Origin of the sequence: Stenotrophomonas bentonitica (assembly GCF_002887735.1) — a bacterium.
In the GTDB taxonomy this organism is placed as follows: Bacteria; Pseudomonadota; Gammaproteobacteria; order Xanthomonadales; family Xanthomonadaceae; genus Stenotrophomonas; species Stenotrophomonas bentonitica_A.
In genome coordinates, this window is sequence record NZ_PKQP01000012.1 from 23,354 (window position 1) to 43,055 (window position 19,702).

Consider the following 19,702-nt stretch of genomic DNA (forward strand, 5'->3'; position numbering starts at 1 on the left):
GTGACCATGCGCCTGCTGCGCTGCCTGTTGCTGCTCTGCCTGGCGCTGGCGCTGCCTGCCTGGGCGCAGACCCAGGCGGCGATCCCGGCGATGTCCTCGCCGGTGGTGGATACCACCGGCACATTGGATGCGGCGCAGATCCAGGCGCTGGAGGCGCAGGCGCTGGCGTTGCAGCAGCGCAAGGGCAGCCAGCTGCAGATCCTGATGGTCCCGACCACCGCGCCGGAAACCATCGAGCAGTACACCCAGCGTGTGTTCGAGCAGTGGTCCATCGGCCGCAAGGGCGTGGACGACGGCGTGCTGCTGGTGGTGGCCAAGGACGACCGCCGGGTCCGCATCGAGCCGGGCTACGGCCTGGAAGGCGCGATCCCGGATGCGATCGCCAACCGGGTGATCCAGGAATACCTGGCCCCGCGGTTCCGCAGCAACGACTACGCCGGTGGCCTCACCGATGCCAGCGCTGCACTGGTCAAACTGATCGACGGCGAGGCCTTGCCCGCGCCGGTCAGCACGCATCGCGCCCAAGACGCCCCGGCGGGGGGCAACTGGACGATGGCGCTGGGCATCGGCCTGTTTGCCGGCCTGTTCCTGCGCGGCATCCTGGGCTGGCTGCCGCGACCGCTGCGCGCGCTGGCCAGCGGTGCCGGGGCCGGGGTGGCCGCGTTCCTGTTCACCTCGCTGGTGGTCGCCAGTGGCGCGGCCGCCGTGGTGGGCCTGCTGGTCGGCCTGACGTCGGCCGGTCGCGGCGGCGTGTTCGCGCGCAGTGGCGGCTGGGGTGGCGGTGGCTGGGGCGGTGGCGGCGGGTTCGGTGGTGGTGGGCGTTCGGGAGGCGGTGGCGCCTCGGGAGGCTGGTGATGCGCTGGCTCCGGCACGTGTTTTCTCCTTCGGTGCGGCGCGCCTTCCCACCGGCACATCTGCAGGCGATCACCGATGCGATCAGCGCCGGCGAGCGGCGCCACGGTGGCCAGGTGATGTTCGCGGTGGAAGCGGATCTGCCGCTGGCCGCGTTGTGGCAGGGCGTCACGCCCCAACAGCGCGCCGAACATGCCTTCGCCCAACTGCGCACCTGGGATACCGAACACAACAACGGTGTACTGATCTACCTGCTGCTGGCCGACCATGCCATCGAGCTGGTCGCTGACCGCGGCCTGCGCGGGCGCATCGGCGAGGCGCAGTGGCAGGCGATCTGCGCGCACATGCAGCAGCGGCTGCGTGAGGGGGCCCTGCAGGCGGGCGTGCTGCTGGCGATCGAAGAGGTGTCGGACCTGCTGGCCGGGCACTATCCGCCCCTTCCGGGGTCACAGGATGACGGCCTGCCGGACACGCCGCAGATCCTGGGCTGAAGCCTGGCAATCACACGGTCGGGGCCGCCGCGAGGCCGCTCCCGGGCGGCGCTAGAATATCGGCATCCCTGCAAGGCGCCCTTCATGATCTATTTCCACGACATCGACCCCATCGCCATCTCGCTCGGGCCGATCAAGGTGCATTGGTACGGCATCATGTACCTGCTCGGCTTCACCGCTGCCTGGTGGCTGGGGCGCAAGCGGATCGCCGCCGGTCGCCTGCCCGGGGTCGATGCCAACGGCTTCTCCGACCTGCTGTTCTACGCGATGCTCGGCGTGGTTGTCGGTGGCCGCGTGGGCTACATGCTGTTCTACGCGACCGCCGAATTCCTGCACAACCCGCTGCTGTTGTTCAAAGTGTGGGACGGCGGCATGAGCTTCCATGGCGGCCTGCTCGGCGTGCTGTTCGCCTCGTGGTGGTGGTCGCGCAAGCACCGCCTGCACCTGTTCGACACCCTCGATTTCATGTCCCCGCTGGTGCCGCTGGGCCTGGGCTTCGGCCGCATCGGCAACTTCATCGGCGCCGAGCTGTGGGGCAAGTACACCGACGGCACCTGGGGCGTGGTGTTCCCGAGCGGCCTGCCGGCGCCGTTGAACGGTCTGGACCTGGCCACGCTCAAGGCCGAGTTCGCCACCGGCGCGCTCAACCAGTACGCGCGCCATCCTTCGCAGCTGTATGAAGCGCTGCTGGAAGGCCTGGTGATGTTCGTGGTGCTGTGGGCGGTCTCCGCCAAGCCGCGCCACCGCTATGTGATCGCCGGCCTGTTCGCGCTGATGTACGGCATCTTCCGCTTCGCAGTGGAGTTCGTGCGCATGCCCGACAACGGCGTCTACCTCGCCTTCGACTGGTTCACCCGTGGCCAGCTGCTCAGCCTGCCGCTAGTGGCCTTCGGCCTGGTCCTGCTGGCGCTGTCGCGTCGCGCGCCGGTGCTGCAGCCGGTGCTGCCGGTCGCCCCGGCAGGAGCCAAGGCATGAAGGCCTACCTGGCGCTGCTCGAGCACGTGCTGGAGCACGGCACGGAAAAATCCGACCGCACCGGCACCGGCACGCGCAGCGTGTTCGGCTGGCAGATGCGCTTCAACCTCAATGACGGCTTTCCGCTTGTCACCACCAAGAAACTGCACCTGCGCTCGATCATCCATGAGCTGCTGTGGTTCCTGAAGGGCGATACCAACATCGGGTACCTGAAGGACCACCAGGTGCGGATCTGGGACGAATGGGCCGATGCCAACGGCGACCTCGGCCCGATCTACGGCAAGCAGTGGCGCAGCTGGGGCACTGCCGATGGCGGCGCGATCGACCAGATGCAGTGGCTGGTGGACGAGATCAAGCGCAACCCCGATTCGCGCCGGCTGGTGGTCAGTGCCTGGAACGTGGGCGAGCTGTCGCAGATGGCGTTGATGCCGTGCCACAACCTGTTCCAGTTCTACGTGGTGGACGGCAAGCTCAGCTGCCAGCTCTACCAGCGCAGCGGCGACATCTTCCTGGGCGTGCCGTTCAACATCGCCAGCTACGCGCTGCTGACCCACATGGTGGCGCAGGCCACCGGGCTGGGCGTTGGCGATTTCGTGCACACCCTGGGCGATGCGCACCTGTACTCGAACCATGTCGAGCAGGCCCGCGAACAGCTCGCCCGCGAGCCGCGCGCGCTGCCGACGCTCTGGCTGAACCCCGAGGTGAGCGATCTGTTCGGGTTCCAGTTCGAGGACATCCGCATCGACGGTTACGACCCGCACCCGGCGATCAAGGCTCCGGTGGCCGTGTGAGTGGCCCGCGCATGAAGCTCTCGTTGATCGCTGCGCTCGACACCGAGCACGGTATCGGTCGTGACAACGACCTGCCGTGGAAGCTGCCGGACGATCTCAAGCGCTTCAAGGCGCTGACCGTCGGCAAGCCGATCCTGATGGGGCGCAGGACCGCGCAGTCGCTCGGTCGCGCCCTGCCGGGCCGCCTGAACCTGGTGCTGACCCGCAGTGGCCAGGTGCCGTTCGAGGGCATGCAGGCGGTGGCTTCGATCGAGCAGGCGCTGCAGGCTGCAGGCGATGCCGGGGCACAAGAGCTGTGCGTCATTGGTGGCGGCGAAATCTATCGCCTGACCATGGACCAGGCCACCGATCTGCACCTGACCTGGGTGCACACCACCGTCCCGGCCGATACCCACTTCCCGCCGGTCGATCCGGCGCTATGGGTGGAAGTGGCGCGCGAGCACCACGCGGCCGATGAGCGGCACGCGTTCGCGTTCGATTTCGTGGATTACCGCCGCGCCTGAGCCGGCGGTGCAGGCAGGCCGGTCGTGTTGACCGGCCTGCGGATCACTCCGCGTCGCTTGTGACGTCGCTGTGCTGCGGCTGCGGCTGCGGCTGCGATTGCGGCTGTGTGCTTTGTGCGGGCTTGGCGCCGCCGCCTTGGCGGCCTTGGCCGCCCCGGCCACGGTCGCGCCCCTGGCCTTGGCCCTGGCGCGGAGGGCGCCCGTTCGGCGGCGTGCCTTCGGCGGCCGGCCGGCGTGCCGGCGGACGCGGCGCGGAGACCGGCTTGGGCACGTCGCGGCCCGGCACCTGCACCACGCGCAGCTCGTCGGTATCCAGCTGAAGGGCGGTGAGCTTGCCGCCCCACACCGCGCCGGTATCGATGGCGTGCACGCCCTGGGTGATGGTCAGGCCCAGGGCGGACCAGTGCCCGCAGACGATCTTCAGATCGCGCTCGGCGCGGCCCGGCACTTCGAACCAGGGATACAGCCCCTGTTCCTGCGTACCCGGCGTGCCTTTGTCCTCGATCCCGATCCGGCCACGCGGCGTGCAGTAGCGCATGCGGGTGAACAGATTGATGATCGCGCGGGAGCGGTCGTAGCCGGCCAGGCCGGGCGACCAGCTCGGCTTGTCGCCGTACATGTTGCGGAACAGCTTGCGGTAGCCGCTGCCATGCAGCTGCTGCTCGACCTCGCGGGCGTGCTTCTCGGCCAGCTGGGTGGTCCATTTCGGGGCCAGGCCGGCGTGGATCATCATCCAGCCCAGCTCACGGTCCACATGGGCCAGCTTCTGCATGCGCAGCCATTCCAGCAGCTCGTCGCGGTCCTCGGCCTGCACGATGCGCAGCAGGTCCGGGTTGACCTTGCGCTGCTCTTCCTCGGTGCGTGCACCGACCGCGAGCAGCGACAGGTCATGGTTGCCCAGCACGATCACGCTGCTCTCGCGCAGCGAATGGACCAGGCGCAGGGTTTCCAGCGACTGCCCACCGCGGTTGACCAGGTCACCGCAGAACCACAGTTTGTCGACCGCGGGGTCGAAGTTGATCTTTTCCAGCAACCGCTGGGTGACGTCGTAGCAGCCCTGCAGGTCGCCGATGGCCCAGACACTCATGCGTGCGCCTCCATCAGTGCAGTGTGCGCGGAACGGTCAGGACGAACGGTGCGATGGGGGCGGCGAACTCGGTGCCGTCATCGGCCACCATGTCGTAGTGCCCCTGCATCGTGCCGTGCTCGGTCTCCAGCATGACACCGGAGGTGTAACGGAAGTCTTCACCGGGGCGCAGCCGCGGCTGCTCGCCGATCACCCCGTCGCCGTCGACCCGCTCGGTGCGGCCATTGGCATCGGTGATCCGCCAGTGGCGGGCCACCAGGCGTGCGGCGACGCGCCCCTGGTTGAGGATGCGGATCGTGTAGGCGAACGCGTAGCGCCCGTCCTCCGGCGTGGACTGGTCATCGAGGAAGCGGGGGGCGACCTCGACGGAGATCGCGTAATTTGCAGCGTCGTTCATGCAGGCAGTGTAGTAAAAGTTGTGCACGATGAGATGAGTGCTGCCCGGCTGGCAGCGCCCCGTCATGAAGGTCAGGCGGTTCCACGTGCGCGCGGCGCCCGGGGGCCGCGGGCGAGGCGCTCATCCCTGCGCGGCGTCGTCACCGTCGGTGTACGGCACGTTCGCCAGCGCGATGAACTGCGCCACGTCCAGCTGCTCGGCACGGGCATCGCTGCGCACCCCGGCTGCTTCGAACTGTTCGGGCGTGCACACGTTCTGCAGCGCGTTGCGCAGGGTCTTGCGGCGCTGGCCGAAGGCGGCCTTGACCACATGGGCAAAGCGCTTGCGGTCCAGGATGCCGACCGTGGCCGGATCGCGCGGGACCAGCCGTACCACGGCCGAATCGACCTTCGGCGGCGGCCGGAACGCACCCGGCGGCACCACGAACAGCGAGGTGACCTTGCAGAACGCCTGCAGCATCACGCTGAGCCGGCCGTAGACCTTGCTGCCCGGATCGGCGGCCATGCGGTCGACCACTTCCTTCTGCAGCATGAAGTGCATGTCGGTGATCACCGCCGCGTGGTCCAGCGCATGGAACAGGATCGGCGAGGAGATGTTGTAGGGCAGGTTGCCGACCAGGCGGATCGGGCTGCCGGCGGCCAGTTCGGTGAAATCCACCTGCAGCACGTCGCGGTGGATGATGGTCATCTCGCCCAGCGGTTCGGCGGCGGCGGCCAGCGGCCCGACCAGGTCACGATCGAACTCGATCACGGTCAGTTTCGGGTGGCGGCGCAGCAGCGGCAGGGTGATGGCGCCCTGGCCCGGGCCGATTTCGACCAGGCGGTCGCCGTCTTTCGGGTTGACCGCCAGGACGATCTTGTCGATATAGCTGCGGTCGGCGAGGAAGTGCTGGCCGAGCTGCTTCTTGGCGGGGCCGGAGAAACCGGGCGCGCCGGAGGAGGAATACGAAGAAGTCATGGCACCAGTGTACGTTGGCGCGCCAGCCGGGCACACAGCGCGGTGGCAGCGAGGAGGCTGGAGGGGTCGGCGATGCCGCGGCCGGCCAGGTCCAGAGCGGTGCCGTGGTCGACCGCGACGCGCGGGTAGGGCAGGCCCAGGGTGATGTTGACGGCCTGCTCGAAGCCGCTGTACTTGAGCACCGGCAGGCCCTGGTCGTGGTACATGGCCAGCACCGTGTCGAAACCGGCCAGCTTGGCCGGCAGGAACGCGGTATCGGCCGGCAGCGGGCCGACCAGGTCCATGCCCCGGGCGCGCAGGCGCTCCAGCAGCGGGATGATCAGGTCCAGCTCTTCGCGGCCCAGATGGCCGTCTTCGCCGGCATGCGGGTTGAGCCCGAGCACGGCGATGCGCGGCGAGGCCAGGCCGAAATCGCGCTGCAGGGCGTCGTGCACGATCTGCAGGGTCAGGGCCAGGCTCTCGGCAGTGATCGCATCGGCGACCGAGCGCAGCGGCAGGTGGGTGGTCGCCAGGGCGACCCGCACGATCTCGTTGGCCAGCATCATCACCACCGGGGTGCGGGCCTGGTCGGCCAGCAGTTCGGTGGTGCCGCTGTAGGCGATGCCGCCTTCATTGATGACCGCCTTGTGCACCGGGCCGGTGACCACGCCGGCCAGTTCACCGGTCAGGCAGGCCTGGCCGGCCTGGCGCAGGGCGCCGATCACCGCGCCGGCATTGGCCGGGTCGGGGGTGCCGAAACGGGATGGCACCGCATTGGGCACCACCCGCAACGGCAGATCGCCCGGCTGGCGGGCGATCGCGTCTTCAGGCAGGAGCTGCAGCGGCAGCGACAGCGCCGCGGCGGCGGCGTGCAGGGTATCCGGGTCGGCGAAGGCCAGCAGCCGGCAATCGGCGCGCGGCTGCTGGATCAGGCGGAGGCAGAGCTCCGGGCCGATCCCCGCCGGCTCGCCCGGTACCAGCGCGAGCTGCGGGAACATGGATCAGGACTGCGGCGGCGTGGTCGCCGCGGCACCCGGCGCATAGCCGCGCATGTCCACGTAGGCTTCGCCACGCAGTTCCTGCAGGAAGCGGTTGTACTCTTCCTCCAGCTTGCGGCGGCCGATCGTTTCACGGATCTGGGCACGCTGGTTGTCGGTGGTGGCATCGGTCTGGCGCGTGGCAACGCGCTGGACGATATGCCAGCCGGCATCGGTGCGGAACGGCTGGCTCACGCCGCCGTCGGCCACGCCTTCGACCTGCTTGCCGAAGTCCGGGCCGAATGCATCGACCGGGAACCAGCCCAGATCGCCGCCCTGACCCTTGCTGTTGTTGTCTTCCGAGGATTCCTTGGCGACCGCGTCGAACTCGGCGCCACCGGCGATGCGGGCGCGCAGCGTGTCGATCTTGGCCTTGGCCGCGGCGTTGTCCTGCTGGTCGGTGATGCGGACCAGGATGTGACGGGCGTGGTACTCGGTGATGGTGTGACCGCCGGCGGCAGCCGCGCTGGCATCACGCACCTCCACCAGCTTCAGCAGCTGGAAGCCGCTGGGGCCACGCAGCGGACCGACCACGTCGCCGGTCTTCATTTCCTTCATCATCTGCGCGAAGGCATTGGGGATCTCATCCAGCGAACGCCAGCCCAGGTCGCCGCCTTCCAGCGCGTTCGGGCTGTCCGAATAACGGACAGCCGCGGCGTTGAAGTCGATCTCACCCTTGTCCAGCAGTGCCTTGACGCCATCGGCCTTCTTCTGGCCGGTGGTGATCTGCTCGGCGGTGGCACCTTCGGGCAGGCCGATCAGGATGTGGGCCAGGTGGTACTGGGTGCCCACGGTGGCCTGCTGCTTGAGCGCGCCGTCCACTTCGCCCTCGCTGACGGTGATGCGGCTCTGCGCGAAGCTCTGGCGCAGGCGCTGGACGGTGATCTCGTCACGCACCGAATTGCGGAAATCGTTGAAATCCAGACCGTCGCTGGCCAGACGCTGGCGCAGGGCATCCAGGGTGGAGCCGTTCTGCTGGGCGATGGCGTTGATGGCCTGGTTCAGTTCCTGGTCGCTGACCTTGATGCCGCTGCTCTCGGCACGCGCCACCTGCAGCTTGACCAGGACCAGACGCTCCAGCACCTGGCGGCTGAGCACATCATCGGGCGGCAGCTGGTTTTCGCGACCAGCGTACTGCGCCTTGATGTTCTGGACGGCACGGTCCAGTTCGCTCTGCAGCACGACGTCCTCATCGACGATCGCCGCGATGCGGTCCAGCGGCTGACTCTGCTGGGCCAGCACCTGCAACGGGGCCGTCGCGGAGGAGACCGCCAGCAGGGAGGCGAGGAGTACGGGAAGGGTCTTGGTCATGGGATCTGATTCGGATCGTAGTCGTCGCGGGCTGCACCGGTGTTGCTGGGCGGCACCAGATAGAGGTCGTCTCGGTAGTACCCGAGAATAGCACGGCGCAAGGTGCGGTCCGTGTTCTGGCCGATGGAGCTCAGGCCCTTGAGCACGAACTCGATCTGGAAGGAGTTGTTGAGTTCACCCTCGCGGTTGCGCACGTAGCGGCGGGCAATGGCGCGAACGGCGAGGCAGCAGCTGTCCCACTGCACACCGCCGATGATTTCCAGCGGAGCGCGGTCCTGGATGGAGTAGTAATAGCGGCCGACCAGGCTCCAGCGCTCATTGAGCGGGTACAGGAAGGACAGGTCGGCCTGCTCCAGCAGGGTCCGGTCACGGCGGGTCGCCGTGGTCGAGGCCTGCGGATTCAGACGGCTGCGGTAGGTCAGATTGACGATGCCGTCGTTGGACATCAGGTAGCGCGCGCGCACGCTGGCCAGGTCCTCACGCTTGTACTTGGGGTCCCACTGGTAGGTGGCGCCCAGCGTCCAGCGGTCGTTGATCATGTAGTTCGTATCGGCGATCCAGGCCGACTTGCCCTGCTCGACCGGGGTTTCACTGCTGTTGAGCGTGACCCGCGAATCATCGAAGTACAGGATCTGGCCGATGCTGCCCGAGAAGCGCTCCTTACCGGTGTCCTGGTCGATGAAACGGGTGCTCACCGCCATGGTCAGCTGGTTGGCATCGTTCTGCCGATCGGCGCCGGAATAGCGCGAATCGCGGAACAGCTGGCCCCAGCTGAAGGTGAAGTCACGCGTATCGAACACCGGCAGATCGCTCTGGTCGCGGTACGGCGTGCGCAGGTAGAACAGGCGCGGTTCCAGGGTATGCAGGAAGCGGGTATCGCCGATTTTGGTCTCGCGATCGAAGAACAGGCCAGCGTCGATGGTGCCGATCGGCAGGCTGCGGCTTGGCGAAGTATTGCCGCGCAGCTGGTCGGGGGTCGCGGTGGCCGGATCGATACCGGCGGCGATCAGGTTCTGCCGGCGGATGTCGTCGGCCAGGCCGCGCTCCAGGTCGTACCCGGTGTAGCGGTAGGCCAGGGTCGGGGTGACGTACCAGGCCGCGCCACTGAAGGGCATGGAGACATATGGCTTCACGTCCAGGCGCGAACCGCCGTCCATGCTGCGTGACACGCCGGTGCGCTCGTACTCCTGGTCGGCGCCGAACTTCTCATGCACATCCAGGTGCGTGAAGTTGACGGCTTCGGCGTACACGCCGGTTTCCAGCCAGGGCAGCAGCGGCTTGTCCCAGTTGACGAACAGGCGCGGCTGGCGGGCGTAGGGCAGGGACGCTTCGGTCAGGGTGTAATCGGTGAGCTGCCAGTAATCGGCCATCAGGCCGCCGGTCCAGTTCTCGCCGGTGCCGTAGATGCCGATCTGGCTCTGCAGGTTGGAGGTGGTCACGCCGAGCAGCCGGTTGGAGAAATCCTCCAGATAGCGCTCATCGCTGACCCAGGCCAGGCTGGCACGGGCCTGCCAGTTGGCGTTGATGTTGTGGTACCCGCTGAACTCCACGCGGCCGCGATCCTTGTCGCGCAGCTTGTCGTTGGGCAGGTAGGCGGTCAGCAGTTCGCCGCGGCCACCGTCGTAGAGGTAGCGGAATTCGTTGTCGAGCATGAAGCCGCGCTTGCTCATGTAGCGCGGCATCAGGGTGTCGTCGAAGTTCGGCGCCAGGTTCAGATAGATCGGCTGGGTGTAATCGAAGCCGTTGCGCCCGGACAGGCCCACCTGCGGATAGAGGAGGCCGGTCTGGCGGCGATCATCGATCGGGAACTTGAAGTAGGGCGCCCACAGGATCGGCACCTTGCCGATCCGCAGCACCGCGTTGCGTGCGGTGCCGAAACCGGCGTCGTTATCGACCTCGATCTGCGGTGCCGACAGCTTCCATACCGGCTGCGAGGGATCGCAGGTGGTGTAGGTGGACCGGTGCATCTGGCCGACCGCACCCTGCAGGTCGATCGACTCGGCGCCACCATTGCCGCGGCGGGACACCAGCTGATACTGGATATCGCTGATCTTGTGGGTGTCGCTTTCCTGGTTGCCCTCGGCGCGACGGGCCTTCATCCGGATCGAGGAGTCCTGGTAACGGACATTGCCCTCGGCGATGTAGTTGCCGCTTTCGGTATCGAAGCTCAGGTTGTCGGTGCCCAGGAACTGGTCGCCGCGCTTGAGCGCGACATTGCCCTGGTAGTTGGGCACCACGGAGGTACCGGTCAGTTGGTCGCCTTCGATGTCCGTCGGCTGCTGGTCACGCGTCGCGGCCGCGGCTTTGTCGGCCTTGGGCGCGTCGTCGAACACGGGCAGCACGTCGGTCACCGGGCACAGGCCCCAGTTCACCGGCTTGTCGTCGGCCAGGGCCGGCAGGCAGATGGCGATACTGAGGGGGAGGGGCAGCAGGCGGAGGGCTCGGCGCACGCGGTATCGGATTCGGACGAAAACGGATCGTAGCTTGCCCCATCCCTTGCATAGGGGCAATGAAGGTCCGGCCCAGGCAGGGGGCCGGGTTCATTCGCCGGGCGGCCCCGCGCGGCTCAGCGCAGCTGGCCGACGTGGGCCACGCTGCACTCGGCCAGGGCCTGCAGGTCGTAACCGCCCTCGAGCATGGAGACGATCCGGCCGGCCCCGTGGCGCCGGGCCAGGCCGCGCAGCTCGGTGGTGATCCAGGCGAAATCCTCGGTTTCCAGCATCAGGTCGGCCTGCGGATCGCGCATGTGCGCATCGAAGCCGGCCGAGATCAGCAGCAGTTGCGGGCGGAAATCATCGATGGCCGGCAGCATCTCATCGGCCCAGGTGTTGCGGAACCGGAAGCCGCCGCTGCCCGGCGGCAGCAGGATGTTCATCAGGTTGCCGGCCCCGCGGTCGCGGCGCAGGCCGGAGTTGGGGAACAACCCGGCCTGGTGGGTGCTGTAGTAGGCCACGCCGGGATCGGCGATGAAGATGTCCTGGGTGCCGTTGCCGTGGTGCACGTCGAAATCGACGATGGCGATCCGCTCCAGCCCATAGCGGTCGCGCGCGTAGGCCGCGGCGATGGCGATGTTGTTGAACAGGCAGAAGCCCATGGCGGTGCTGGCGCTGGCGTGGTGGCCGGGCGGGCGCACCGCGCAGAAGGCGACCGGGTCGTCGCCGAGCATCACCGCATCCACCGCGGCCACGCCGGCACCGGCTGCATGCAGGGCCGCGCTGGCCGAGCCGGGCGAGGTCATGGTGTCCATGTCGATCAGGCGCAACGGCTCGGTCTGCGGCTTGAGCACCAGGTCGATCAGTTCGCTGTCGTGGACCCGGGCCAGCTCGCCGAGCTTGGCGGGCGGTGCTTCGCGCCAGTCCAACTGGTTCGGATAGGCCGCCTTCAGCGCATCGAGTACCCCCTGCAGGCGCGCCGGGCATTCGGGATGGCCGCGGCCGGGATCGTGTTGCAGACAGGCGGGGTGGGTGAAAACCAGCATGCGGGCAGGATATCCGGTGGGGCGGCGGGGCCGCTCAGGCGTGGCGGCGCTCGTGGCGCCAGAGCACCTCGCCGTGGCCGTCGGCACGGGCCAGTACGCGCGCGAGCACGAACAGCAGGTCCGACAGGCGGTTGAGGTAATGCAGCGCTTCCGGGCGGACCGTCTCCCGGCGCGCCAGGGTGACGGTCTCGCGCTCGGCGCGGCGCACGATGGTGCGGGCCAGGTGGCAGCGCGCAGCGGCTTCGCCACCGGCGGGCAGGATGAACTCCTTGAGCACCGGCAGATCGGCGTTGTAGTGATCCAGCTGCTGCTCCAGCGCCTGGATATCGGCCGCGTGGATGGCGGCATGGCCGGGGATGCACAGCTCGCCGCCCAGATCGAACAACTGGTGCTGGATCACCGTCAGCAGGGTGCGCACATCGGCCGGCAGCGGCACCGCAAGCAGCACGCCCAGCGCCGAGTTGGCTTCATCGACGGTGCCGTAGGCGGCCACCCGCGCGTCGTCCTTGGCCACGCGGCTGCCATCGCCCAGGCCGGTGCTGCCGTCGTCACCGGTGCGCGTATAGATGCGGGACAAGCGGTTGCCCACGGTCGCCTCCGGCCGCGGTCAGCGCAGAACGTCGCGGCGCGCCTGCAGCAGCTTGCCGACCTGTTCGGTCGCCAGCTGCAGGGCGGCGGCCAGACCGACGTAGACCGCAGCGGTACGCAGGTAGGGCAGGAACCAGTCGCCGTAGTTCTTCGCCCAGCCGCTGAAGGTGGGCGTGGCGACGTTGTCGCTGGTCCAGTAGAAACCGCCCTGGGCGAACAGGTGGCAGACCGCTACTGCTGCGACCAGCAGCAGCGCGCCCTTGCCCAGTGCGGCCCAGCTGGCGCCGTGATAGCCGGCGCGCAGGAGCATGCCGCCGCCCCACATGGCAAAATAGGCCGGCAGCAGCATCCAGTAGCCCGGTGACACGCAGTAGTGCTGCCAGAAGTCCAGGCCGCTGCGGCGGATGACGATCCAGTCCACCAGCACCGCCACCGCCATCAGCAGCGGAAACGCCCCGCGGGTCCACGCGCGCAGGTAGAAGCCGCCGATGAAGAACACCGCCCAGGACGCATCCGGAATCGCCGCGAAATGGTTGACCCGCGTGGCCGCCATCAGCAGCACGAGCACGGACAGGACGAAGGCGCGGTGGGCAGTGGAGGTCATGGCGGTGACGGGTGGGGGCAGGCATTCATTCTAGCGCCTGCCGCGGCACCCCGCCGCACGCCGCCCGAACGGGCGAACCCTTATCATGGCGGGCATGAGTGAACGACATGATGTAGTGATCGTAGGCGGCGGGCTGGTCGGTGCCAGCCTGGCCATCGCCCTGGACCGTGCCGGCCGTGATGTCGGCCTGGTCGAGGCTTCGCCGCTGGGCACGCTGCCGGCAGTGTTCGACCAGCGCAACCTCAGCTTCGCGGCCGCCACGGTCAACGCGCTGACCGCACTGGGCGTGATGCAGAAGCTGGCCACTGCGCCCGGCCCGATCACCCGCATCCATGTCAGCCGCGCAGGCGACTTCGGCCGGGTGCAGATGGCGGCCGCGCAGTACCAGCGCCCGTGGTTCGGCCAGGTCGTGGTCGCCCGCGATTTCGGCCAGGCGCTGGAGGCGCGGCTGGACACGCTGGCCCACCTGACCCGCTATCGCCCGGCCCGGTTCGTGCGCCTGGGCGCCACGGTGGACGGGTATCGCCAGGTCTTCATCGCCGATGACAGCGGTGAGCGCTGCCTGCTGGCGCGCCTGGTGGTGGGGGCCGACGGCACCCGCAGCGGCGTGCGCGAGGCGCTGGGGATCGAGGTGGACGAGCATGATTTCGAGCAGACCCTGTTCGTCTCGCGGGTGCGCGCCGCACGTGCGCCGGACGGCACCGCGTACGAGCGCTTCACCGACACCGGCCCGACCGCGCTGTTGCCGCGTGGCGACCGCCACTTCGGTGCGGTGCACGGCGTTGCCCGCGAGCAGGCCGATGCGGTGATGGCGCTGGACGATGCGGCCTGGGTGAGCCGGCTGCAGGGGGCCATCGGCTGGCGTGCCGGCCGGTTGCTGGAAAGTGGGCCGCGCAGCGCGTACCCCTTGATCCAGGTGCTGTCGCGCGCGCTGGTCGGCGAGCGCACGGTCCTGCTGGGCAATGCCGCGCAGACCATCCATCCGCTGGGCGCGCAGGGCTTCAACCTGGGCCTGCGCGATGCGCTGACCCTGGCCGAACTCGTGGCCGACGCCGACGATGCCGGCAGCGATGCGCTGCTGCGCGAACACGTGGCACGACGTCTTGAAGACCGCGAGCAGACCATCGCCTTCTCCGGTGGGCTGGCGCGCCTGACCAGCAACCCGGCGCCGCTGATGCGGCCGCTGCGGTCGCTCGGCCTGCTGGCGGCACAGGCGACGCCGATGCAGTCGATGCTGGTGGGTGGCGCGATGGGCTTCCGCGGTCAGGTGCCGGCGCTGTGCCGCGGAGCCGGCCTGTGAGCCGGCGCCCGCAGGACGTGGTGGTGGTCGGCGGCGGCGTGGTCGGTGCGGCCTGCGCCCTGGCCTTGGCCGATGCCGGATTGACGGTGACGCTGGTCGAAGGCCGCGAGCCCGCCGCGTGGCAGCCGCAGCAGCCGGACCTGCGCGTGTATGCGTTCGCGCCGGACAATGCGCAGCTGCTGACTGCGCTCGGCGTGTGGCCGGCGGTGAGCACGGCGCGGGCGTGTGCCTACCGCCGGATGCGGGTCTGGGATGCGGCCGGCGGCGATGAACTGCGCTTCGATGCGGACACGCTCGGCCGCGAACAATTGGGCTGGATCGTGGAAAACGATCTGCTGGTGGACCGCCTGTGGGCGGCGCTGCCGGCGGCCGGCGTGCAGCTGTGCTGCCCGGCGCGGGTGGAAGCCCTGGAGCAGGACGCCAACGGGGTGCGCCTGCGCCTGGATGACGGCCGCAGGCTCGACGCGTCGCTGGCGATTGCCGCCGACGGGGCCGAATCCACCCTGCGCCGGCTGGCCGGGCTGGAGGTCACGCGCCAGGAGTACGGCCAGCGTGGCGTGGTGGCTTATGTGGATACCGAAAAAGCCAACGAAGCCACGGCGTGGCAGCGCTTCCTGGTGACCGGCCCGCTGGCGGTGCTGCCGATCGGCACGCACCGCAGCTCGATCGTGTGGACCCTGCCCGACGCCGAGGCCGAGCGCTTGCTGGCGCTGGATGATGCGGCGTTCGGTCGCGAGCTGACCAACGCCTTTGCCGGCCGCCTGGGCGCGATGACGCTGGCCTCCAGGCGCGCGGCCTTCCCGCTGCGCCGACAGCTGGCGACCGGTTACGTGGCCGGCCGCGTGCTCGCGCTGGGGGATGCGGCCCACGTGGTGCATCCGCTGGCCGGGCAGGGCGTCAATCTCGGCCTGCGTGATGTGGCTGCGTTGCGGGCAATGGTGCTGGCCGCACAGCAGCGCCGCCAGGACTGGATGTCACCGCACCGCCTGCAGCGCTGGGCGCGCGAGCGCCGCAGCGAGAACACCGTCGCTGCGTACAGCTTCGATGCCATCAATACGGTGTTCTCCAACGATGAAATGCACCTGACCCTGGCGCGCGGGCGCGCGCTGGGCTGCGCCGGCAAGCTGCCGCCGCTGGTGTCGATGTTCTGGAAGCGCGCCGCGGGGCTGTGACCCGCGCGCTCAGTCGATCAGCCAGCCGGCCAGGTCGGCGCGGTCCAGCTTGCCGCGCCGCTTCACGTCCAGCGCGTTGAACTCATCGGCCAGGGTCGGGTTGGCCTGCGCTTCGGCGCGGCTGATGAAGCCGTCGCCGTCGACATCCAGCGCCGCGAACGCGATCCGGTACTGACCGACCACGCTCACCGGCTGCACCGAACGCACCGTTACCGCAGCTTCTCCAGCCGGCGCGGCCAGCGTCACCTGATGGGTCACCTCGCCCTGCGAGAGCGGCTGTGCGCGCACGCTCGCGGGGACCTCGCGCAGCGGTTCGCTGACCGCCGGTGACGGCGGGCGGACCTGGGCCAGGGCGAGCGTGGGCAGCAGCGTCAGCAGCAGGATGAGGTTTGATCGGCGTCGCATGGAATCTCCGTTCGTGACGTGGGGACGCCGGGGGGCCGGCGCGTGCTTCGATCATTGCCGCGCGGTGCGCGGCCAGCCGGGCATGTCCCGGCTCTACCGGCGGTGCGCGTGGGTCAGCGCAGCGGCGAGGCCAGCACCGTGATTTCTTCGCGGTCGTGGTACAGCTGCTTGGCGCGTAGATGCAGCGGCCTGCCGGCCTGTTCCTGGAACAGCTCCAGGCACATGCGGGTTTCATCCCAGCGCTTTTTCATCGGCAGCTTGAGGTTGAAGATCGCATGCTTGCACCAGCCCTCGCGGAACCAGGTGGCCATGCGTTCGGCCACGCGGCGGGGCTGTTCGACCATGTCGCAGACCATCCAGTCCAGCGGGGTCTCCGGCTGCCAATGGAAGCCATCGGCGCGCAGATGCTCAACCAGCCCGGTTTCCAGCACGTGCTCGCGCAGCGGGCCGTTGTCCACGCTGATCACCTTCAGGTGCTGGCGGGTCAATACCCAGGTCCAGCCGCCCGGTGCAGCGCCCAGGTCGGCCGCGCGCATGCCCGGCTTGACCAGCAGTTCGCGCTCTTCCGGTGTCATCAGGGTGAGCAGGGCTTCATCGAGCTTCAGCGCCGAGCGCGAGGGCGCGTCGGGCAGCAGCTTCAGGCGTGGAATGCCCAGCGGCCAGGGCGCGCTGTCGCGGGTGTCGGCCACGCACACGAAGGCATGACGGCCATCCACGAACACGATGTGCAGGCGCGGCAGGCCGGTGTTAGGCTTGTCGGTCAGCAGGCCGGCCTTGCGCAGCGCCGGGCGCAGCGCATTGCCGAACGCGCGGGCCAGGCCGGCCAGCGGCTTGCCTTCGTCCGAGTCCGGATGTTCGACCCACATGTCGCCGAAGCGTTGCTGCCCCTGCAGGGCGGCGAGGATCGGGGTGATGCGGTCGGCAGCATCCAGCTGCGGCAGTTCGGCCAGCACCTGCAGCTTCTGCCGGGCGAAGATCAGCGAGCGCCAGGACAGGGCCTTGGACAGCGCCGCACCTTCGTCGGTGACGAACACCACGTAACCGTCATTGCGCTGGGTGCGCGCATAGCCGGCCACGTTGGCATAGGCCGCACGCTCGGACAGCTCGGCGGCCAGTTCCGGTTCAAACCCCTGGCGGCACAGACACAGCAGGCCGCTCATCGCATCGCGCCCGAAGCGCGGATATCAGTAATGGGCACCGTTGATCTCTCCGTACTGGCGCAGCACCGCGCGCGCGGCGTCGCGCTCGATGTCGCGCACGACCTCGATGCCACGCTTGTTGAGTTCGCCGATCCAGTCCGCCGGCAGCGGGCCTTCATCGAAGGGGGTCAGTTCTTCCACGTCCTGTGCGCTGGCACCGATCAGCAGCCGATCGATGCCGGCCCAGATGGTGGCGCCGTAGCACTGGCAGCACGGCTGCGAGGAGGTGGCCAGGGTGATCGGTGACAGCACATCGTTCAGGCGCGGGGTCTGCAGGCGCTGCTGGGCCAGCATGTAGGCCATGTTTTCGGCATGCGCCAGCGAGGTGGTATGCGGCACCACGCGGTTCACGCCGGCGGCGATCACGCGGTGATCCGGCCCAAACACCACGGCGCCGAACGGGCCGCCGCTCTGTGCCTCGACATTCAGGCGCGACAGTTCAATCGCCAGCGCGACCTTGTCGGCGTCCTCGGGATAGACACGGCCCAGATCGATCTGGTCGTGGATCCAGGCGGGCAGGGTGAGATGGACTTGCGCGTACAGCATCGGGACATGAACCTCTTCAAAGATGGAGCAGCGGCAGTGTATCGGGCCGCGCCCGGGGATGCCGTGCCCGCGCTGAACGCGGCCACGCGCACGCCGGCGCAGGGCTGCGCCGGTCGCAGGGAATCTGGAGCGCAGGCCCTGCCGATGCAGGGCCGCGCCGGGGTCACGCGGTGGCCGGTGCCTGGCACCGGCCGGGTGCAGCTTACGCCGACCAGGTATCGCGCAGGGTCACGCTGCGGTTGAACACCGGCTTGGCGGCGGTGTGGTCGCGGCGGTCGGCCACGAAGTAGCCGGTACGCTCGAACTGGAACGACTGTTCCGGCGCGGCGCTGGCCGCGGCCGGCTCGACATAGCCGGTGACGGTGCGGCGCGAGTCCGGATTGAGGTAATCGCGGTAGGTCCTGCCGTCGGTTTCGTCGTCCGGGTTCGGCACCGAGAACAGACGGTCGTACAGGCGGATCTCGGCCGGCACCGCATGCACGGCGCTGACCCAATGGATGGTGCCCTTGACCTTGCGGTTGGCGCCTTCCATGCCCGGGCGCGATTCCGGATCCAGCCAGCCGCGCAGTTCGGTGATGGTGCCGTCGGCGTCCTTGATCACCTCATCGCAGCGGATGATGCCGGCACCGCGCAGGCGCACTTCGCCGCCCGGCACCAGGCGCTTCCATCCCTTGGGCGGAACCTCGGCGAAATCCTCGCGCTCGATCCACAGCTCGCGGGCGAACGGCACCTCGCGGGTACCGAAGGCCTCATCCTTGGGATGGTTGGAGAAGGTCAGGGTTTCTTCGTGGCCATCGGGCAGGTTGGTCAGCACCAGCTTGACCGGATCGACCACCGCCATGCGGCGCGCGGCGGCGCTGTCGAGGTCTTCGCGCAGCGCGCCTTCGAGCACGCTGAAATCGATCAGCGAGTTCTGCTTGCTGATGCCCACGCGCTCGGCGAACAGGCGCATCGCCGCCGGGGTGTAGCCACGGCGACGCAGGCCCTGCAGGGTCGGCATGCGCGGGTCTTCCCAGCCATCCACCAGCTGCTCGGTGACCAGCGCCATCAGCTTGCGCTTGCTCATCACCGTGTAGTTGATGTTCAACCGCGAGAACTCGATCTGGCGCGGCTTGGCCGCCTCACGCGGCAGGCCGCGATCGACCAGCGGCTGGGTCAGCGCGTCGTTGTGGGCGAAATCGACGTTGTCCACGCACCAGTCGTACAGCGGGCGGTGGTCTTCGAACTCCAGCGTGCACAGCGAGTGGGTGATGCCCTCGATGGAATCGCCCAGTGCATGCGCGAAGTCGTACATCGGGTAGATCGGCCATGCATTGCCAGTGTTCTGATGTTCAACGTGCTTGATCCGGTACAGGGCCGGGTCGCGCAGGTTGATGTTGCCGCTGGCCATGTCGATCTTGGCCCGTACGGTGCGCGCACCATCCGGGAACTCGCCCGCGCGCATGCGGCGGAACAGGTCCAGGTTTTCCTCGACGCTGCGGTCGCGGAACGGCGACGGGCGACCCGGCTCGGTCAGGGTGCCGCGGTAGGCACGCACTTCCTCGGCCGAGAGGTCGCACACATACGCCTTGCCATCGGTGATCAGCTTTTCGGCGGCCAGGTAGTACGCATCGAAATAATCCGAGGCATGGCGCAGCTCGTTCCACTCAAAGCCCAGCCAGCGCACATCGTCCTGGATCGCGGCCACGTACTCCGGGTCTTCCTTGGCCGGGTTGGTATCGTCGAAGCGCAGGTTGCACACGCCGTTGAACTCGCCGGCGATGCCGAAGTTCAGGCAGATCGACTTGGCGTGGCCGATGTGCAGGTAGCCGTTGGGCTCGGGCGGGAAGCGCGTCTTGATCGCGGCATGCTTGCCGCCGGCCAGGTCCTCGCGGACGATCTGACGGATGAAATCCCGTTTTTCCTGGGTTTCCGGAAGGGCGTCGGTGGGGGCGGCGGTAGACTCGGACATGATGCGCGGTCGCAGTTAAAAGGTAGAAAGACCAACAGTTTAGCCTGTCGTAAGGCGACAGGCTAAACGGGTAGGTGCC

20 protein-coding genes are annotated in these 19,702 nt (G+C 68.6%); 7 read left to right on the plus strand and 13 right to left on the minus strand.

Going from position 1 to position 19,702, the window contains the following annotated elements; genetic code table 11:
• Positions 1-6: 6 nt before the first annotated feature.
• From C0R07_RS17490 to C0R07_RS17510, 5 genes are all read left to right on the plus strand, one after another.
• The gene (locus C0R07_RS17490; RefSeq protein WP_102789553.1) at positions 7-855 is read left to right on the plus strand and encodes a TPM domain-containing protein; all 849 of its coding nucleotides are present in this window, start codon (positions 7-9) and stop codon (positions 853-855) included.
• Positions 855-1,343: a TPM domain-containing protein gene (locus C0R07_RS17495; RefSeq protein WP_070426651.1), complete on the plus strand. Its 489-nt coding sequence runs from the start codon at positions 855-857 to the stop codon at positions 1,341-1,343. Before C0R07_RS17490 ends, C0R07_RS17495 begins: the two co-directional genes overlap by 1 nt.
• Before the next feature lie 84 nt (positions 1,344-1,427).
• Positions 1,428-2,318, plus strand: a complete 891-nt coding sequence (gene lgt / locus C0R07_RS17500) for a prolipoprotein diacylglyceryl transferase (protein WP_019182434.1) — start codon at positions 1,428-1,430, stop codon at positions 2,316-2,318.
• Entirely contained in the window at positions 2,315-3,109 is a 795-nt protein-coding gene (locus tag C0R07_RS17505) for a thymidylate synthase (protein WP_102789554.1), read from the plus strand. Before lgt ends, C0R07_RS17505 begins: the two co-directional genes overlap by 4 nt.
• 11 nt (positions 3,110-3,120) lie before the next feature.
• Positions 3,121-3,612 carry a dihydrofolate reductase gene (locus C0R07_RS17510; protein ID WP_102789555.1) on the plus strand — a complete coding sequence of 164 codons (492 nt, stop codon included), beginning with the start codon at positions 3,121-3,123 and terminating at the stop codon, positions 3,610-3,612.
• Positions 3,613-3,655: 43 nt separating this feature from the next.
• Here C0R07_RS17510 and C0R07_RS17515 read toward each other — a convergent pair whose 3' ends face one another.
• The 9 genes from C0R07_RS17515 to C0R07_RS17555 form a co-directional block, all read right to left on the minus strand.
• Entirely contained in the window at positions 3,656-4,699 is a 1,044-nt protein-coding gene (locus C0R07_RS17515; protein WP_102789556.1) for a symmetrical bis(5'-nucleosyl)-tetraphosphatase, read from the minus strand.
• A 13-nt stretch (positions 4,700-4,712) separates the two neighbouring features.
• A complete protein-coding gene (apaG, locus tag C0R07_RS17520; protein WP_046272001.1) occupies positions 4,713-5,096 on the minus strand; it encodes a Co2+/Mg2+ efflux protein ApaG in 384 nt (127 codons plus the stop codon).
• A gap of 120 nt (positions 5,097-5,216) precedes the next feature.
• Positions 5,217-6,053, minus strand: coding sequence for a 16S rRNA (adenine(1518)-N(6)/adenine(1519)-N(6))-dimethyltransferase RsmA (rsmA, locus tag C0R07_RS17525; RefSeq protein ID WP_019182429.1), 837 nt, complete (start codon positions 6,051-6,053; stop codon positions 5,217-5,219).
• Positions 6,050-7,030, minus strand: a complete 981-nt coding sequence (pdxA, locus tag C0R07_RS17530) for a 4-hydroxythreonine-4-phosphate dehydrogenase PdxA (protein WP_070471477.1) — start codon at positions 7,028-7,030, stop codon at positions 6,050-6,052. Before pdxA ends, rsmA begins: the two co-directional genes overlap by 4 nt.
• Before the next feature lie 3 nt (positions 7,031-7,033).
• Entirely contained in the window at positions 7,034-8,380 is a 1,347-nt protein-coding gene (locus tag C0R07_RS17535) for a peptidylprolyl isomerase (protein WP_019182427.1), read from the minus strand.
• Complete coding sequence (gene lptD, locus C0R07_RS17540) at positions 8,377-10,830, minus strand: LPS-assembly protein LptD (RefSeq protein WP_019182426.1); 2,454 nt, start codon at positions 10,828-10,830, stop codon at positions 8,377-8,379. The genes C0R07_RS17535 and lptD overlap by 4 nt, the downstream gene beginning before the upstream one ends.
• A gap of 116 nt (positions 10,831-10,946) precedes the next feature.
• Entirely contained in the window at positions 10,947-11,858 is a 912-nt protein-coding gene (locus C0R07_RS17545) for a histone deacetylase family protein (RefSeq protein ID WP_070471478.1), read from the minus strand.
• A 34-nt stretch (positions 11,859-11,892) separates the two neighbouring features.
• Positions 11,893-12,447 (minus strand): cob(I)yrinic acid a,c-diamide adenosyltransferase, encoded by a 555-nt coding sequence (locus tag C0R07_RS17550; protein ID WP_070426656.1) that lies wholly within the window; start codon positions 12,445-12,447, stop codon positions 11,893-11,895.
• A gap of 18 nt (positions 12,448-12,465) precedes the next feature.
• Positions 12,466-13,050: a hypothetical protein gene (locus tag C0R07_RS17555; RefSeq protein WP_070426657.1), complete on the minus strand. Its 585-nt coding sequence runs from the start codon at positions 13,048-13,050 to the stop codon at positions 12,466-12,468.
• A 94-nt stretch (positions 13,051-13,144) separates the two neighbouring features.
• Between C0R07_RS17555 and ubiH the strand changes: the two genes are divergently transcribed.
• Positions 13,145-14,350 (plus strand): 2-octaprenyl-6-methoxyphenyl hydroxylase, encoded by a 1,206-nt coding sequence (gene ubiH, locus C0R07_RS17560; protein WP_070471479.1) that lies wholly within the window; start codon positions 13,145-13,147, stop codon positions 14,348-14,350.
• A complete protein-coding gene (locus C0R07_RS17565; protein ID WP_102789557.1) occupies positions 14,347-15,522 on the plus strand; it encodes a UbiH/UbiF family hydroxylase in 1,176 nt (391 codons plus the stop codon). The genes ubiH and C0R07_RS17565 overlap by 4 nt, the downstream gene beginning before the upstream one ends.
• Before the next feature lie 9 nt (positions 15,523-15,531).
• Here the strand turns inward: C0R07_RS17565 and C0R07_RS17570 are convergent, their stop codons facing one another.
• The 4 genes from C0R07_RS17570 to C0R07_RS17585 form a co-directional block, all read right to left on the minus strand.
• Positions 15,532-15,927: a hypothetical protein gene (locus tag C0R07_RS17570; protein ID WP_070426659.1), complete on the minus strand. Its 396-nt coding sequence runs from the start codon at positions 15,925-15,927 to the stop codon at positions 15,532-15,534.
• A 113-nt stretch (positions 15,928-16,040) separates the two neighbouring features.
• The gene (gene rlmM / locus C0R07_RS17575) at positions 16,041-17,087 is read right to left on the minus strand and encodes a 23S rRNA (cytidine(2498)-2'-O)-methyltransferase RlmM (protein WP_102789558.1); all 1,047 of its coding nucleotides are present in this window, start codon (positions 17,085-17,087) and stop codon (positions 16,041-16,043) included.
• A gap of 24 nt (positions 17,088-17,111) precedes the next feature.
• Positions 17,112-17,672 (minus strand): nucleoside deaminase, encoded by a 561-nt coding sequence (locus C0R07_RS17580; RefSeq protein ID WP_019182418.1) that lies wholly within the window; start codon positions 17,670-17,672, stop codon positions 17,112-17,114.
• 202 nt (positions 17,673-17,874) lie between these two features.
• The gene (locus C0R07_RS17585; RefSeq protein ID WP_102789559.1) at positions 17,875-19,623 is read right to left on the minus strand and encodes a glutamine--tRNA ligase/YqeY domain fusion protein; all 1,749 of its coding nucleotides are present in this window, start codon (positions 19,621-19,623) and stop codon (positions 17,875-17,877) included.
• Between the last annotated feature and the right edge of the window lie 79 nt (positions 19,624-19,702).

Excerpts from the sequence above, each read along its gene's own strand:
- C0R07_RS17490 (WP_102789553.1), top strand. The coding sequence starts at position 7 with ATGCGCCTGCTGCGCTGCCTGTTGCTGCTCTGCCTGGCGCTGGCGCTG.
- C0R07_RS17495 (WP_070426651.1), top strand. The coding sequence starts at position 855 with ATGCGCTGGCTCCGGCACGTGTTTTCTCCTTCGGTGCGGCGCGCCTTC.
- lgt (WP_019182434.1), top strand. The coding sequence starts at position 1,428 with ATGATCTATTTCCACGACATCGACCCCATCGCCATCTCGCTCGGGCCG.
- C0R07_RS17505 (WP_102789554.1), top strand. The coding sequence starts at position 2,315 with ATGAAGGCCTACCTGGCGCTGCTCGAGCACGTGCTGGAGCACGGCACG.
- C0R07_RS17510 (WP_102789555.1), top strand. The coding sequence starts at position 3,121 with ATGAAGCTCTCGTTGATCGCTGCGCTCGACACCGAGCACGGTATCGGT.
- C0R07_RS17515 (WP_102789556.1), bottom strand. The coding sequence starts at position 4,699 with ATGAGTGTCTGGGCCATCGGCGACCTGCAGGGCTGCTACGACGTCACC.
- apaG (WP_046272001.1), bottom strand. The coding sequence starts at position 5,096 with ATGAACGACGCTGCAAATTACGCGATCTCCGTCGAGGTCGCCCCCCGC.
- rsmA (WP_019182429.1), bottom strand. The coding sequence starts at position 6,053 with ATGACTTCTTCGTATTCCTCCTCCGGCGCGCCCGGTTTCTCCGGCCCC.
- pdxA (WP_070471477.1), bottom strand. The coding sequence starts at position 7,030 with ATGTTCCCGCAGCTCGCGCTGGTACCGGGCGAGCCGGCGGGGATCGGC.
- C0R07_RS17535 (WP_019182427.1), bottom strand. The coding sequence starts at position 8,380 with ATGACCAAGACCCTTCCCGTACTCCTCGCCTCCCTGCTGGCGGTCTCC.
- C0R07_RS17545 (WP_070471478.1), bottom strand. The coding sequence starts at position 11,858 with ATGCTGGTTTTCACCCACCCCGCCTGTCTGCAACACGATCCCGGCCGC.
- C0R07_RS17555 (WP_070426657.1), bottom strand. The coding sequence starts at position 13,050 with ATGACCTCCACTGCCCACCGCGCCTTCGTCCTGTCCGTGCTCGTGCTG.
- ubiH (WP_070471479.1), top strand. The coding sequence starts at position 13,145 with ATGAGTGAACGACATGATGTAGTGATCGTAGGCGGCGGGCTGGTCGGT.
- C0R07_RS17570 (WP_070426659.1), bottom strand. The coding sequence starts at position 15,927 with ATGCGACGCCGATCAAACCTCATCCTGCTGCTGACGCTGCTGCCCACG.
- rlmM (WP_102789558.1), bottom strand. The coding sequence starts at position 17,087 with ATGAGCGGCCTGCTGTGTCTGTGCCGCCAGGGGTTTGAACCGGAACTG.
- C0R07_RS17580 (WP_019182418.1), bottom strand. The coding sequence starts at position 17,672 with ATGCTGTACGCGCAAGTCCATCTCACCCTGCCCGCCTGGATCCACGAC.
- C0R07_RS17585 (WP_102789559.1), bottom strand. The coding sequence starts at position 19,623 with ATGTCCGAGTCTACCGCCGCCCCCACCGACGCCCTTCCGGAAACCCAG.